This is a genomic window from Nocardioides sp. Root122 (genome assembly GCF_001425025.1).
Lineage (GTDB): Bacteria > Actinomycetota > Actinomycetes > Propionibacteriales > Nocardioidaceae > Nocardioides.
The window spans coordinates 196,999-211,136 of the sequence record NZ_LMDE01000014.1; the positions used below are offsets into that span (position 1 = coordinate 196,999).

Here is a 14,138-nt window from a genome sequence, read left to right on the forward strand (position 1 = left end):
CGTGGACATCGTCTCCGCAACGAGCGCGACCTACATCGCCGCCTCCTTGCTCTTCGTCCTGTCCCTGGCCGGGCTGTCCAAGCACGAGTCGGCCAAGAACGGCCTGACCTACGGCATCGTCGGCATGGCAGTGGCGCTCCTGTTCACCGTCATCGCCGTCATCGACGCCAACCGTGACTCCACCGCAGGCACCGGCAGCAACCTCGCGGTCCCGCTCATGCTGGTCGCGATCGCGGGAGGTGCGGCGATCGGCCTGTGGCGCGCCCGCATCGTCGAGATGACCGGCATGCCCGAGCTGATCGCGGCGCTGCACTCCTTCGTGGGTCTGGCCGCGGTGCTCATCGGCATCAACGGCCACATCGAGGGCTCCCACTACCCGCTCGCCAGCCTGAACGACATCCACGAGGCCGAGGTCGCGATCGGCATCTTCGTCGGCGCGGTGACGTTCACCGGCTCGATCGTGGCGAACCTCAAGCTCTCGGGCCGGATGAAGTCCGACCCGCTGATGCTGCCGGGCAAGAACCTGATCAACCTCGGCTCGCTCGCGCTGTTCGCGGTGCTCACCGTCGTCTACGTCTCCGGCGACGGTGGTCGTGGCCACGACGTCGTCCTGGGTGCGCTCACCGTCCTCGCGCTCGCCCTCGGCTGGCACCTGGTCGCCTCCATCGGCGGCGGCGACATGCCGGTCGTGGTCTCGATGCTCAACAGCTACTCGGGCTGGGCCGCGGCCGCGTCGGGCTTCCTGCTCGGCAACGACCTGCTGATCGTGACCGGTGCGCTGGTGGGCTCCTCGGGTGCCTACCTGTCCTACATCATGTGCAAGGCGATGAACCGGTCGTTCATCTCCGTGATCGCCGGCGGGTTCGGGATCGCCGCCCCGGCCGAGGACCGCGACTACGGCGAGCACCGCGAGATCCAGGCCGACGAGGTTGCCGACCTCCTCGCGCACGCCTCGTCCGTGGTCATCACCCCCGGCTACGGCATGGCCGTCGCGCAGGCCCAGTACCCGGTCGCGGAGATGACCAAGAAGCTGCGCGAGAAGGGCGTCGAGGTCCGCTTCGGCATCCACCCGGTCGCCGGCCGGCTGCCCGGGCACATGAACGTGCTGCTGGCCGAGGCCAAGGTGCCGTACGACATCGTGCTCGAGATGGACGAGATCAACGACGACTTCCCCGACACCGACGTCGTGCTCGTGATCGGCGCCAACGACACGGTCAACCCTGCTGCCCTGGAGGAGCCCGGCTCCCCGATCGCCGGCATGCCGGTGCTGGAGGTCTGGAGGGCCAAGGAGGTCATCGTCTTCAAGCGCTCGATGGCGACCGGCTATGCCGGCGTGCAGAACCCGCTGTTCTTCAAGGAGAACACGCAGATGCTCTTCGGTGACGCGAAGGACAAGGTCAACGAGATCGTCGCCGCCCTGGGCTGAGCGACAGGGGGCCGCCGCTCAGCCCTTGGTGCCGCCGGCGGTCAGGCCTGCGACCAGGTGGCGCTGGGCGAAGAAGAACACGACGGCCGCGGGGATGAGGATCAAGATCGCGGCCGGGGTGAGCAGCTCCCACCGCTGGTTGAACTGCGGCACGAACTGCTGGAGGCCGGCACCCAGCGTCAGCTTGCTGTCGGTCTGGATGAAGGCGATGGCATAGGCGACCTCGCCCCACGCGGTGAGGAAGGTGTAGAACGCGGTGACCGCGATGCCCGGCTTCGCCAGCGGCAGGATCACCCGGTAGAAGGTCGCGAACGGTCCGAGACCGTCGAGGGCCGCAGCCTCGTCCAGCTCCTTGGGGATCGTCTCGAAGTAGCCCTTCATCATCCAGGCGCAGAACGGCACCGCGGTCGAGCAGTAGGCGATGATCAGGCTCAGCTTGGTGTCGATCAGGCCCAGGTTGGCCATGATCGTGTAGATCGGCACGATCAGGATGGCCACCGGGAACATCTGCGTGATGAGGAAGACCCACATCAGGCCGCGCTTGCCGGCGAAGTTGAACCGCGCCAGGGCGTAGCCGGCGCTGGCCGACATCGAGATGCCGATGACCATCGTGAAGCCGGCCACGATCACCGAGTTGAGGAACCAGGTCGGGAAGTTCGTGTCGGTGATGACGGCCCGGTAGTTGTCGAGGGTCGGGCTGTTGAAGAGCTCGATCTTGGAGCGGACGATCTCCGTGCGCGGCTTCAGCGAGCTCAGCAGCACCCACACGACGGGGAAGAGGGCGATGAAGACCGCCACGACCAGCGTGGCGTGCAGTCCGATGGAGGCGAGGACGCTGCGCTCGCGGCGCCGTCGTACGGTTCGGGGGCGCTGGTCGCGGGGGAGCGCCTCGTCGACGCGTGCCGTCTCGATGCCGGCGGGAACCATCTCGGTCATCAGAACACCTCTCCCTGGGTCTTCATCGCTCGTCGGTAGGCGGTGGCGAACACGACCAGCAGCGACAGGATGATCACGCCGTAGCTCGCGGCGAGCGAGTAGTTGCGCAGGCCCTCGAAGGCGGCGCGGAAGGCGCCGGTCACCAGGATCTCGGACTTGCCGGCCGGCTCACCGCCGGTGACGAAGAAGATGATCGGGAACATGTTGAAGGTCCAGATCGTGCCGAGCAGGATCACGGTCGCCGAGACCGGACGCAGCCCCGGCAAGGTGATGTGGCGGAAGCGCTGCCACGGGCTCGCGCCGTCCATCTCAGCGGCTTCGTAGACGTCGTCGCTGATGGACTGCAGGCCGCCGAGGATCGCCACCATCATGAACGGGACGCCGAGCCAGATGTTGGTCACGATGGCGGTGAACAGCGCGGTCCAGCGGTGGGCGAACCACTCCACCGGGTCGAGCCCCACGCTCCTCAGCACGGCGTTGATGAGCCCGAAGTTCTGGTTGAACAGGAACCGCCACGCGAAGGCGGAGACGAAGGCGGGCACGGCCCACGGGACGATGAGGAGCACGCGGTAGATGCCTCGTCCCCTGAACCTGCGGTTGAGCATCACCGCCAGCCCCAGCCCGATCGTGTAGTGGAAGAACACGCACGAGACGGTCCACACGATCGTGTTGGTGAACTGGAGCCAGAAGTGCCCGGTCTCCCCGGTGAGGATGCGCTTGTAGTTGTCGATCCCGACGAACTTCTGCTCCTTGGGGTTGGGCTTGCACTCCTCGCCGCCACCCAGGGTCTTGGTGCAGATCTCCGAGGACTGGTTGCCCTCGTTGAGGTTGGTGAAGGACTGGTAGACGCCCTGGACCAGCGGGAACAGGACGAGCACACCCAGCACCACGACGGTGGGGATGACCATCGCCCAGGCGAACCAGCTGCGGTCGTAGGCACGGCGCATACGACCGCGGGACCCCGCTGGTGTCGGCGGCTTGTCGTCGACCTGCACAGGCGCTGTGGTGGTCATGGGCGCTCCTCGTCGTACGGCGCGTGCCGGCGCACGGCACTGTGCCAGAAGGTGCGCGGCGGGGGCCGAGCCGGTGGGCCCGGCCCCCGACGCGCGGATGACTCTCAGTCAGTCGGTCGTCACTCGGAGTAGTCGGGGACGACGTCGGACTTCAGGGTGTTGGCAGCCTCGTCGAGCGCCTTCTGCGGGTCGACGCCCTCGACCATCACCTCGGTGGCCATGGTGTCGAGGGGGGCGAAGAACTGACCGCCCTCGGGGATCCACGGACGCGGCTGGGCGACGTCGAGCGCGCCCTTCCACGCGGTGACCTTGGCGTTGTCGCCGATGAGGTCGTAGGCGTCGGAGTTGCCCGGGAGCAGGCCGAGCTCGTCGGCGATGAAGGCCTCCGACTCGGCGGAGCTCATGAACTTGACGAAGGCGATGGCAGCCTCGGCCTTGGCGTCGTCCATGCCCGAGTAGACGACGTAGTTGTGGCCGCCCACCGGGGCGCCAGCCGCGGCGGAACCGGCCGGGACGGCGGAGATGCCGAGGTTCTCGAACCCGCCGAACTTGGGGTCGGACTCGATGTTGGCGACCTCCCACGGGCCGTTGATGATCATGCCGACCTTGCCCTCCTTGAAGAGGGTCATCATGGTGCCGTAGGAGTCGGCCGCGTCGGGCTTGGGAGCCGCGCCGCTCTTGACCAGGTCGACCGCCGTCTCGATTCCCGTGACCGCCTCCGGGGAGTTGATCAGGATCTTCTGGGCGTCGGCGTCGACGATGTCACCGCCCTCGCCGTAGATGAAGGGGAGCATGAAGTAGCCGGCGGCGTTGACGTAGATGCCGTCCACCTTCGCCTTCGACTTCAGCGCCTCGGCCGCGGTCTTGACCTCGTCCCACGTGGTGGGCGGGTTCTCCGGGTCGAGGCCGGCCTTCTCGAAGAGGGCCTTGTTGTACATCAGGCCCAGGGTGTCGGTGACCTGCGGGACGCCGTAGGTCTTGCCGTCGTAGACGTTGCTGGAGAGCGGCGTCTCGAGGAAGTTGTTGTCCAGGAGCTCGGTGTCGTCGAGGGCGTAGAGGTAGCCGAGCGAGGCGAACTCCGGGACCCAGGCGACCTCGGCGCGCAGGATGTCGGGGGCGCCCTTGCCGGCCTTGGCCGCGGTCTTGAAGTCGTTCTGGGCGCTGCCGAAGTCGACCGACTGGTAGTTGATCTTGACGTCCGGGTACTCCGCGTTGAACTTCTTGATGAGCTCCTTGAACGCCGGACCCTCGTTGGCCGGGTCCGAGGTGTCCCACCACGTCAGCTCGGCGCTGAGGTCGGTGGAGCCGCTGGATTCGCTGTTGTCGGTGTTGCTGTCCGAGTCATCGCTGTCGCTTCCGCACGCGGCGAGCGTGAGGGCGAGGGCGGCCACGGCGACGCCGGCGGTGCCGGCCTTGAGTCGACGCATTGGTTCTCCCAGTGAGTGCGCGCCTGTGAGCAAGGCGCAGTGACGGTGGTCACCGGACCGTAGCAAGGACATGCAGGAAATGAAAGACCTTGCAACGTGGCTGCAAGGGTGCTTTCATTCGGCGCATGGCAACCCTGGCCCAGATCGCCGCCGAAGCCCGCGTCAGCGAAGCCACGGTGAGCCGGGTGCTGAACTCCAAGCCGGGTGTCAGCGACAGCACGCGCCAGGCGGTGATCACGGCGCTGGACGTCCTGGGCTACGAGCGCCCGGCCCAGCTCCGGCAGCGCAGCGCCGGCCTCGTCGGCCTGGTCGTGCCCGAGCTGGAGAACCCCATCTTCCCGGCGTTCGCGCAGGTCATCGAGGACGCCCTGGCGCGGCGCAGGTTCACCCCGGTGCTGTGCACGCAGTCACCCGGCAGCCTGTCGGAGGACGAGTACGTCGAATCCCTCCTCGACCACGGTGTCGCCGGCATCATCTTCGTCTCCGGCAAGCACGCCGACACCCGCGCCGACCACGGGCGCTACCAGGCACTGCTGGAGCGCGGGCTCCCCGTGGTCTTCATCAACGGCTACGTCGACGGGGTCGACGCGCCGTTCATCTCCGCCGACGACCACGTCGCGATGGACGTCGCGGTCGCCCACCTGGCCCACCTGGGGCACCGCAAGATCGGCCTGGCCATCGGCCCGGCGCGCTTCATGCCCTCGGCCCGCAAGCACGAAGGCTTCGTCACCGCGCTCGGGACGCACCTCGGACTGGGGGAGCGCGAAGCCCGGGGCTGGATCGCGGAGACCATCTTCTCCGTGGAGGGCGGCGCGGCCGCCACCCGGCAGCTGCTCGAGCAGGGCGCGACCGCCATCGTCTGCGGCTCCGACATGATGGCGATCGGAGCCATCCGGGCGGCCCGGGCCGAGGGGCTCACCGTCCCGGGCGACGTCTCCGTCGTCGGCTTCGACGACTCGCCCCTGGTCGCGTTCCTCGACCCGCCGCTCACCACCGTGCGCCAGCCGGTCGCCCAGATGGGCGGCACCGCGGTCTCGGCGCTGGCCGACGCGATCGGGGGTGACCCGGTCGCCTCGCGGGAGTACCTGTTCGCGCCCGAGCTGGTGCTGCGGGCCTCGACCGGTCCGGCGCCGGACCGGGCAGAGCACTGACCGGATCCCTGGTCAGGCCCTGATCGGACCTCTTGTCAGATCCAGATCAGAGCTGCGTGCCCGCGAGCATGCCGATCAGGTAGGTGACGCCCATGGCGAGCAGGCCGCCGGAGACGTTGCGGACCATCGCGGGGACCCTCGGGCTGTAGCCGATGCGGGCGCTGACGAAGCCGGTGAGCGCGAGGGCAATGGCGACGCTGAGCACGGTGACCAGCACCCGCGCGCTGTCGGGGACGAACGCCACGATGAGCAGCGGCAGCAGGGCGCCGACGGTGAAGGCCACCATCGAGGCCCACGCGGCGTGCCACGGGTTGGTCAGGTTGTCGGGGTCGATGCCGAACTCGATGTCGGCGTGCGCGCGCAGGGCGTCGTGCTCGGTGAGCTCGCGGGCCACCTGCTTGGCGGTCGCGGCGGAGAGGCCCTTGTCCTGGTACATCTTCGCCAGCTCGCCCTCCTCCGTCTGGGGCATCCGCTCGAGCTCGATCGCCTCGAGCTGGAGCAGCGACTTCTCGGAGTCGCGCTGGGTGCTCACCGAGACGTACTCGCCGGCGCCCATGCTGAGCGCGCCTGCGGTCAGGGCGGCGATGCCGGCGATCACGATGGCGCCGCTGTCGTCGGTCGCGCCCGCGACACCCATCACGACGCCCGCCGTGGAGACGATGCCGTCGTTGGCGCCGAGCACCGCGGCACGCAGCCAGTTCAACCGGGTGCCGACGTTGTCGCCCAGGTCGTCGTGGAAGTGCTGCGGGTCCTCGTCCGTTCCGATCTCCAGGCTCACACCCCGATCCTTCCTCGCAGGCCAGCGCCCTGCAACGTAGGACAGCCTCGGCTCACCGGGCACGTCGTCCCCGTCCCGCACGCTGACCGGCGTCAGGACGGGGAGGAACCGCCCGGTCGGGAGAGGTCGTACGACGCCACCACCTCGTGGCGGGGCCGGCCCCGTGGCCCCTCGCCGAGGTGCGAGGCCACGAGGGCGACCTCGTCGACGACCCATTCCGGTCCGCGGTAGGCGTCGAGCAGCCGCACCCACGACGTGACGTTCTCGGGGTGGCCGAGCCGGCCCAGGGTCAGGTGCGGGCGGAAGCGCTGCCCGTCGGCGCGGACGCCGGCGCGGGACAGCGCGGCGCGAGAGCTCGTGGCGAGGCGGTCGAGCTCGGTGCGGGCGTCGTCGTCGGCGTCGAGCCGGCCGAAGAGCACCCGGGCCCGGTCGGGGTGCGGGAAGGCGCCCCCGCCGGCGACCCGGAGCGTGAAGGCGTGCCGCTTGGCGGCTGCCCGGGTCAGTCGCGCGTCGAGGTCGTCGAGGCTGCGCTCGGGCACGTCGGCGGCGAAGGCCAGTGTGAGGTGCCACTGCGACGGGTCGGACCAGCGGAAGGCCGCCGCGTCACGGCGGGGAGCCAAGAGCTCCTCGAGGTGCTCGACGACCTCCGCCGGCGGGACGACCGCCACGAACATGCGCGTCATGGGTCCACCCTCCCGCCTCTTCTCGGTGGTTGAGGTGCGAGCGCAGCGAGCCTCGAAACCACGCTGCTCTGCGCGGCTTCGAGGCTCGTCGCTGGCGCTCCTCGCACCTCAACCACCGACGGATGGGCCGTCAGAGGCCCAGGTCGCGCCCGATCAGCATCTTCATGATCTCGTTCGACCCGGCCCAGATCTTGGTCACACGCGCATCGCGCCAGGCGCGGGCGACGCGGTACTCGTTCATGTAGCCGTAGCCGCCGTGGACCTGGACGCAGTGGTCGAGGACGTCGTTCTGGACCTGCGAGGTCCACCACTTCGCCTTGGCGGCGTCGACCGGGGTCAGCTCCTTCCTGGTGTGCGCGACGACGCACTGGTCGACGAAGGCCTGGGTGACGTCGACGCGGGTGACCAGGTCGGCGAGCAGGAACTGGGTGTTCTGGAAGGCGCCGATCGGCTGGCCGAAGGCCTGGCGGTCCTTGGCGTACTGGACCGTCTCCTCGAGGATCTGCTTGGCGTGGGCCAGGTTGGTGATGGCCGAGCCCAGGCGCTCCTGCGGGAGGAACTGCATCATCGAGATGAAGCCGGTGTCCAGCGGGCCGACGAGGTCGTCGTTGCTGACCCGGACGTCCTCGAAGGAGAGCTCGGCGGTGTCGGACTCGTCCTGGCCGACCTTGTCGAGCACGCGCCCGACGCTGAAGCCGTCGAGGGTGGTGTCCACGGCGAACAGCGAGATGCCCTTGGCCTTCTTCTCCGGGCTGGTCCGGGCCGCGACCAGCACGATGTCGGCCGAGCCGCCGTTGGTGATGAACGTCTTGGACCCGTTGATGATCCAGTCGTCGCCGTCGCGCACGGCCGTGGTCTTGAGGTTGGCGAGGTCGGAGCCGCCGCCCGGCTCGGTCATGCCGATCGCGGTGACGATCTCGCCGGTCGCGCACTGCGGGAGCCAGCGCGCCTTCTGCTCGTCGTTGGTGAGGTGGACGAGGTAGGGGACCGTGATGTCGGCGTGGATGCCGACGCAGCTGGGCAGGGTCATGTTGACCTTGGCGAGCTCCTCGGTGAGCACCGCGTTGAAGCGGTAGTCGCCGGCCTCGGAGCCGCCGTGCTCCTCGGGGATCTCCAGGCCTAGGAACCCCTGCTTGCCCGCGGCCAGCCAGAAGTCGCGGTCGAGGCCGTGCCCGGCGGCGTACGTCTCCAGGTGCGGGGTGACCTCGCGGTCCAGGAACTGCTTCACCGAGGCGCGGAAGGCCTCGTGGTCCTCGTCGTAGATGTCACGCTTCATGCGGCTATGTTACCCGCGAGTCACGAAGGCTCGGGCACCTTCTCGTGGAACTTCCACCGCGGACGCCGCATGGCACGTAACCTCGCCCGAACTCACTCGTTGCGGGGGGCGGGAGCGCAGTGGCAGCGAACGGATCGACGTGGATGCGTCCACGAGGACAGGCGTGGGGCAACGAGTCCCAACGCGCTGTCCTCCATGCCATCGCCGAGGAGGTGGTGCGGCGCTCGGGCTACAAGGTCGCCGCCATCGAGGCGCTGCGCTCGGACGGCAACCTCGAGTTCGTCGCGATCGCCGGTAGTCCCGAAGCGAGTGCCCAGCTGCTCGGCATGGCCGCCCCGTTGCAGATGAGGAACATCGTCGGCTTCGGTTTCGAGATCGAGGGTTGGCTCCACGTCCCCGAGGAACGGGTCGACGACGAGACCCGTGAGTGGATCAGGCAGTACGGCCACACGCCCGACATCCCGGAGAGCGACCTCGAGGACGCGTGGCACGCCCAGGACCGACTGGTGCGGCTGCTGGAGAACGACGACGGCGAGCTGCGCGCCACGCTCTACCTCGACGAGCCGCTCTCCGGACGACGTCCGACGACCGGGTCGATCGCCGCGATGAACGCCGAGATCGAGGTGATGTTCGACGCGGTGGTGAGCATCGTCGAGCGTGAGCTCTACGGCGAGCAGGTGCGCATGGTCAACCAGGCTCGTGCGGCGATGCGGACCACGACCCCGGGCGGCCGGCTGCGTGACGTGCTGGCGCAGATGACCAGCGCCATGGTCGAGCGGATGAACGTCGACAGCGTCGACGTGGTGCTGCAGGGGAATGCCCTCCGCGCGTTGCGGCCCGACCTGCCCCGGCTCGAGGACGTGATGATGCAGGTGTGGCGACGTCGCGGGCACGTGGTCGTCGAGCGAGGTCACACCTGGGGCACGCAGGAGGGGGCCGTGCCGACGCCACCCGCACTGGTGGCGGAGATGGAGGAGCGCGGCCTGGTCTCGTGGTTGCTCGTCCCGATCGGGCTGGGTGACGACTTCCTCGGGACGCTCGGTCTGGGCCGCTCCGCAGACGCCCCCCGCTGGACCGACTCCGAGATCAACGCGGCGTCCGTGGTGGCGACCGACCTCGCAGGCATGCTCCTCGACGCCCGCGTCGTCGAGCGCGAACGCAAGCTCAACGACGAGCTCCGGGCCCTCGACGACTACCGGCGCGACATGGTCACCACGCTCGCTCACGAGCTCCGCAACCCGCTCAGCGTGATGTGGACCAACCTCGACCTCGTCCGCGAGGAGGACCTGCCTGCACGGGTGACCGGGCCGCTCGACGCGATGGGTCGCGCGGCACGCCGGATCGAGGACATGGTCGAGGACCTGATGGCGCTCGCCACGGCCAGGGATCCTGCGAAGGCTTCGTTCGGTCCGGTCGACGTGTCCGCCTGCGTGCACGAGTGCGTGGAGTTCCTGTCCCCGCTCGCCGATGCCGAACAGCTCGAGGTGCGGGTGAGGGTCACCGACAACGTGGTGGTGACGGGGGAGGATGCCGGCGTCCGCCGGCTGCTCACCAACCTGGTCTCCAACGCCATCAAGTACACCCCCGCGGGCGGCACCATCACGCTCACCGTGGCTACGGAGACTGTCGCGGGCAGAGACGTGCTGCGCTTCGAGTGCGCCGACACGGGCATCGGGATCGACACGGACGAGCTGGAGCACGTGTTCACGCCGTTCTTCCGCTCCGCGAGCCCGGATGCCCGCCGCCGCCCCGGCACGGGGCTGGGCCTGGCGATCGTCCAGCAGGTGGCCAGGCTCCACGACGGCGACGTCGAGGTGTCCTCCGTGCTCGGCGAGGGCACCACCTTCACCGTGCGGCTCCCCCTGGCCACGCCCGGCGACGTACGTTGAGGGGATGTCGGTCGACGGTCTGCTCGTCGCGCTGGTGCACCTGCTGCTGACGATGAGCGCGATGCCGGTGCCGCCAACTCCAGCCGTGGTGCCCGCGGCGGTCGTCAGCACCGATGGCACGCAGCCCGCTGCCGCCACCGGACCCGGCAGCCTGCCGCCGCGCTGGCTCGGCACCCGCGAGCTGCCCGAGGACCCGGCGACCGGCAACGGCCGGGTCCGTCCGACGCCCCCCGCCCTGCGGCACCGGCGCTGGACCGTGCCCGACTCGGTGCGGATGCTGCCCGGCAGCGGGTACGCCAGCCGGGTGGCGGTGCCGGCGCCGCGGCACGTCGTGCGCCGCTCGACCTGGAAGCCGGGGTGCCCCGTTGCCGCGTCCGACCTGGCGTGGGTGCGCCTCACCTTCTGGGGATTCGACGCCCGGCGCCACACGGGCGAGCTGCTGGTCCACCGCGACGTCGCGCAGGACGTCGCCCGGGTCTTCGGCGTGCTCTACCGCGAGCGGTTCCCCCAGGAGCACGTCGGCATCGTGCGGAGGTGGGACCCCGACGCCCCGACGACCGGCGACGGCAACGGGACCGGCGCCTTCGTGTGTCGCGCCTCGACCGGGTCGTCGTACTTCTCCCAGCACGCGTACGGGCTGGCCATCGACGTGAACGCCTTCCAGAACCCGTACGCCAAGGGGCGGGTCGTGCTGCCCGAGCTCGCCTCGTCGTACCTCGCGCGCGGTCGCGTGCGGGCCGGGATGGTCACCCCGGACGGACCGGTCGTGCGCGCCTTCGCGCGCATCGGCTGGGAGTGGGGCGGGGCCTGGCGACAGTCCCACGACTACATGCACTTCAGCCGCAACGGGCTCTAGCCCCAGCTCCGGTCGGGGTGCTCCGCCCGATGGCCCAAGCGGGTGGTTCGGCAGGGAAAGCACCCCAGGCTTGACGATGCCTGCCTACCATCCTGGTGGCGATGGGGAGGCGACGCCATGGAGCAGGCAAGGAGCAGAGACCGCTACACGCGGGACCTGAGCTGGGGTGACGCGCGAGCGCGCGACCTCATGCTGGCCCTCGCCAAGGACGCGGCGGAGCGCACCGGCTTCGGGATCTGCGCGATCGAGGTCGTCCGCCCGCAGGGCCTGCTCGAGTTCGTGGCCATCCACGGCGACGATTCGGCCGCCGAGGAACGGCTCGGCACGGCCTCCCGACTGGGCGACATGCTCCGCGCGTTCGCGGACGGCGAGAGCCACGGCCCCTTCGTGTGGATCCCCGGGGAGAAGTTCACCGCGCCTGCGCTGCAGCAGCTCGAGGGCTACGTCGTGGTCCCCGACGTCCCCGAGACCGACGACCCCGCGGCGTGGCACGCGATGGACATGCTGGTCGTGCGGATCAACGACGAGCGGGGCGACCTGCGCGCCCTGCTCTACCTCGACGTTCCCGACGACCTGCGCCGCCCCGACCTCGCCCGCCTGCTCCAGCTCGCCGACGACCTCGCGATGACGATGCGCTCGGTGGTCACCGTCATCGAGCGCGAGGAGTACGTCGAGCACATGCGTGTCATCCGCGCCACCCGGCGACTGGTGCGGTCGGAGGCCGCACGGCACGACGTCGGCCACCTGCTGCGCGAGGCCCGCACCACCCTGCTCGGCGTCCTGTCGGTCGACGAGCTGGAGATCCACGTCTTCCACGACGGCGCCGAGGAGAACCCGGACAGCCTCGGGCTCGGCATGGCCCCAGAGGTGCGGAGGGCGCTCGACGAGGCCGCCGCTCGGGCATGGGCCGAGCAGCGGGTGCTGATCATCGAGCCGGAGGCCGTGTGGGGTGACACGGAGCTCGCCGCGGCGTACGGCGACTGGTTCGCGGTCGCGCTCGCCAAGGCGGACCTCGAAGCCCTCGTCGTGGCCCCGGTCGGCGTGGACGACGAGGTGCTGGGGATGGTGATCTTCGGCCGCCGGACCGGATCGCGGCGCTGGACCGACGGAGAGGGTGTCGCCGCGCTCGAGCTCGGCCACGACCTCGGCCGCGCCATCGCGAACGCCCACGCCACCCAGCGTGAGCGCCGGCTCCTCCGCGAGCTGCGCCAGCTGGAGGAGGCGCGCCACAAGTTCCTCCAGGTGCTCACCCACGAGATCAACAACCCGATGACGGTGATCGCCGCCAACGCCGAGCTGCTGGCGATGAACGACACGGCCGACGAGCGCGACCTCCAGCGGGCGGAGGCGATCCTGCGCGGGACGGAGCGCCTCGGCGGCCTGCTCGAGAGCCTGACCATGCTGTCGCGGATCAGTGACCCGCAGCAGCCGCCCTCGACGACGCGCCTCGACCTGGTGCCGGTGGTGACCGACACCGTGGGCTCCATGGCGGCCGTGGCGGAACAGGCCGGGGTGACGCTCCACCTCGCCGGCGAGTCCGGCTGGCCTGCCGAGGCGTGGGTGCTGGGCGACCCGAGCGAGATCGCGGGGGCGGTCACCAACCTGGTCGACAACGCGGTGAAGTACTCCGACCCCGGCGGCGAGATCTGGCTCAGTGTGGCGCGCTCGGCCGACGGCGGGGTGACCTTCACCTGTCGTGACGAGGGCATCGGCATCTCGCAGGAGGACCAGGCCCAGCTCTTCACGCCGCTCTTCCGGTCGACCAACCACGACGCGCTGCGCCGACCGGGCACCGGGCTGGGCCTGGGCATCGTCCGGGAGATCATGCAGCGTCACGGCGGCACCGTCGATGTCGACTCGCACCTCGGTGTCGGCACCCGCGTACGCCTCGACTTCCCGCCGCTGCCGCACCACTGACCGCGGCCCGACGGTCCGCGCCGGGCTAGGGGCGGACGACGTCCCCGCGGTCCGGCACCTCGACGCGGACCTCCCGGTTGAACTCCGAGAGCGTCAGCGAGCCGCCGTCGTTCGCCACTGCGGACTCCACCCGGACGACGTAGTGGGGCGCGTCGCTGAGCACCCACACCACCTCTCCCGTGTCGGCACTCAGCCTCACCACGCGCTCGCCGTCGACGGACTCCTCCGCCTCCACGGTCACGTCGCTCGCCGCGTCGGAGGTGTCCCGGGCCGCCTTGCCGGCCCCGTCCACCAGGTTCACGACGCGGAACGACTCGAGGTACCCGTCGAGCTCGCACAGGTCGAGGATGCTGCGGTCGTCCGCCGCGATCCAGGACGTGCTCAACCGGGTCAGGACCTGCGGGGGGAGCGCCCGGTCGGACACGCTGTTGTAGACACCCTCGTCGCCCTTGATCCAAGCGCGGGCGCCCACGCGACGGATCGCGATGTGGCTCCCGCCCGCGCGGAGGGTCCCGGTGCAGCGGCCCTTCGGCCCCATGCTCAGGTCGAGGAGGACCTGGGTGCCCCTGGCGACCACCTGGCCGGTGAGCCGCATGCTCGTCACGTCGGCCATCGCCTTCCCGGCGGCGGACACGATCGCGGCCCCGTCCTCCTTGGCGAAGTCACTCGTGCGGAAGCTCTCCCAGGCGCCGCACCCGCTCAGGAGGGTCGTCAGGACCAGGAGCGCTGCTGCGGTCCTCGTCGTGCGCATGGCGGAGCTCCTGCCTCTGGTCGGCCCGGACGATC

General features: G+C 70.0%; 12 protein-coding genes. 5 read left to right on the forward strand and 7 right to left on the reverse strand.

Annotation, left to right across the window (positions count from 1 at the left end; all coding sequences use genetic code 11):
* Position 1 precedes the first annotated feature (1 nt).
* Positions 2–1,426 carry a Re/Si-specific NAD(P)(+) transhydrogenase subunit beta gene (gene pntB, locus ASC64_RS19425; protein ID WP_056909194.1) on the forward strand — a complete coding sequence of 475 codons (1,425 nt, stop codon included), beginning with the start codon at positions 2–4 and terminating at the stop codon, positions 1,424–1,426.
* 18 nt (positions 1,427–1,444) lie between these two features.
* Here pntB and ASC64_RS19430 read toward each other — a convergent pair whose 3' ends face one another.
* From ASC64_RS19430 to ASC64_RS19440, 3 genes are all read right to left on the reverse strand, one after another.
* Positions 1,445–2,362, reverse strand: coding sequence for a sugar ABC transporter permease (locus tag ASC64_RS19430; protein ID WP_082550647.1), 918 nt, complete (start codon positions 2,360–2,362; stop codon positions 1,445–1,447).
* Positions 2,362–3,375, reverse strand: a complete 1,014-nt coding sequence (locus tag ASC64_RS19435) for a carbohydrate ABC transporter permease (protein ID WP_082550648.1) — start codon at positions 3,373–3,375, stop codon at positions 2,362–2,364. Before ASC64_RS19435 ends, ASC64_RS19430 begins: the two co-directional genes overlap by 1 nt.
* A 119-nt stretch (positions 3,376–3,494) precedes the next feature.
* Positions 3,495–4,802: an extracellular solute-binding protein gene (locus ASC64_RS19440; RefSeq protein WP_056909195.1), complete on the reverse strand. Its 1,308-nt coding sequence runs from the start codon at positions 4,800–4,802 to the stop codon at positions 3,495–3,497.
* Positions 4,803–4,927: 125 nt separating this feature from the next.
* On the opposite strand from ASC64_RS19440, the gene ASC64_RS19445 reads away from it, so the two are divergent.
* On the forward strand, positions 4,928–5,953 hold the full coding sequence (locus tag ASC64_RS19445) for a LacI family DNA-binding transcriptional regulator (RefSeq protein WP_056909196.1): 1,026 nt from the start codon (positions 4,928–4,930) through the stop codon (positions 5,951–5,953).
* A 46-nt stretch (positions 5,954–5,999) separates the two neighbouring features.
* Here the strand turns inward: ASC64_RS19445 and ASC64_RS19450 are convergent, their stop codons facing one another.
* The 3 genes from ASC64_RS19450 to ASC64_RS19460 all read right to left on the reverse strand — a co-directional run bounded on the left by ASC64_RS19450 (position 6,000) and on the right by ASC64_RS19460 (position 8,690).
* Positions 6,000–6,731, reverse strand: coding sequence for a VIT1/CCC1 transporter family protein (locus ASC64_RS19450; RefSeq protein WP_200937919.1), 732 nt, complete (start codon positions 6,729–6,731; stop codon positions 6,000–6,002).
* Positions 6,732–6,823: 92 nt separating this feature from the next.
* Positions 6,824–7,414 (reverse strand): RNA 2',3'-cyclic phosphodiesterase, encoded by a 591-nt coding sequence (gene thpR, locus ASC64_RS19455; RefSeq protein ID WP_056909197.1) that lies wholly within the window; start codon positions 7,412–7,414, stop codon positions 6,824–6,826.
* A 130-nt stretch (positions 7,415–7,544) separates the two neighbouring features.
* On the reverse strand, positions 7,545–8,690 hold the full coding sequence (locus ASC64_RS19460; protein WP_056909198.1) for an acyl-CoA dehydrogenase family protein: 1,146 nt from the start codon (positions 8,688–8,690) through the stop codon (positions 7,545–7,547).
* Positions 8,691–8,833: 143 nt separating this feature from the next.
* Between ASC64_RS19460 and ASC64_RS19465 the strand changes: the two genes are divergently transcribed.
* The 3 genes from ASC64_RS19465 (at position 8,834) to ASC64_RS19475 (ending at position 13,352) form a co-directional block, all read left to right on the forward strand.
* On the forward strand, positions 8,834–10,579 hold the full coding sequence (locus ASC64_RS19465; RefSeq protein ID WP_156385301.1) for a sensor histidine kinase: 1,746 nt from the start codon (positions 8,834–8,836) through the stop codon (positions 10,577–10,579).
* Between the two features lie 4 nt (positions 10,580–10,583).
* Entirely contained in the window at positions 10,584–11,435 is an 852-nt protein-coding gene (locus ASC64_RS19470; protein ID WP_056909200.1) for a M15 family metallopeptidase, read from the forward strand.
* A 117-nt stretch (positions 11,436–11,552) separates the two neighbouring features.
* Entirely contained in the window at positions 11,553–13,352 is a 1,800-nt protein-coding gene (locus ASC64_RS19475; protein ID WP_082550650.1) for a sensor histidine kinase, read from the forward strand.
* 25 nt (positions 13,353–13,377) lie between these two features.
* Here ASC64_RS19475 and ASC64_RS19480 read toward each other — a convergent pair whose 3' ends face one another.
* Entirely contained in the window at positions 13,378–14,103 is a 726-nt protein-coding gene (locus tag ASC64_RS19480; RefSeq protein ID WP_056909202.1) for a hypothetical protein, read from the reverse strand.
* Between the last annotated feature and the right edge of the window lie 35 nt (positions 14,104–14,138).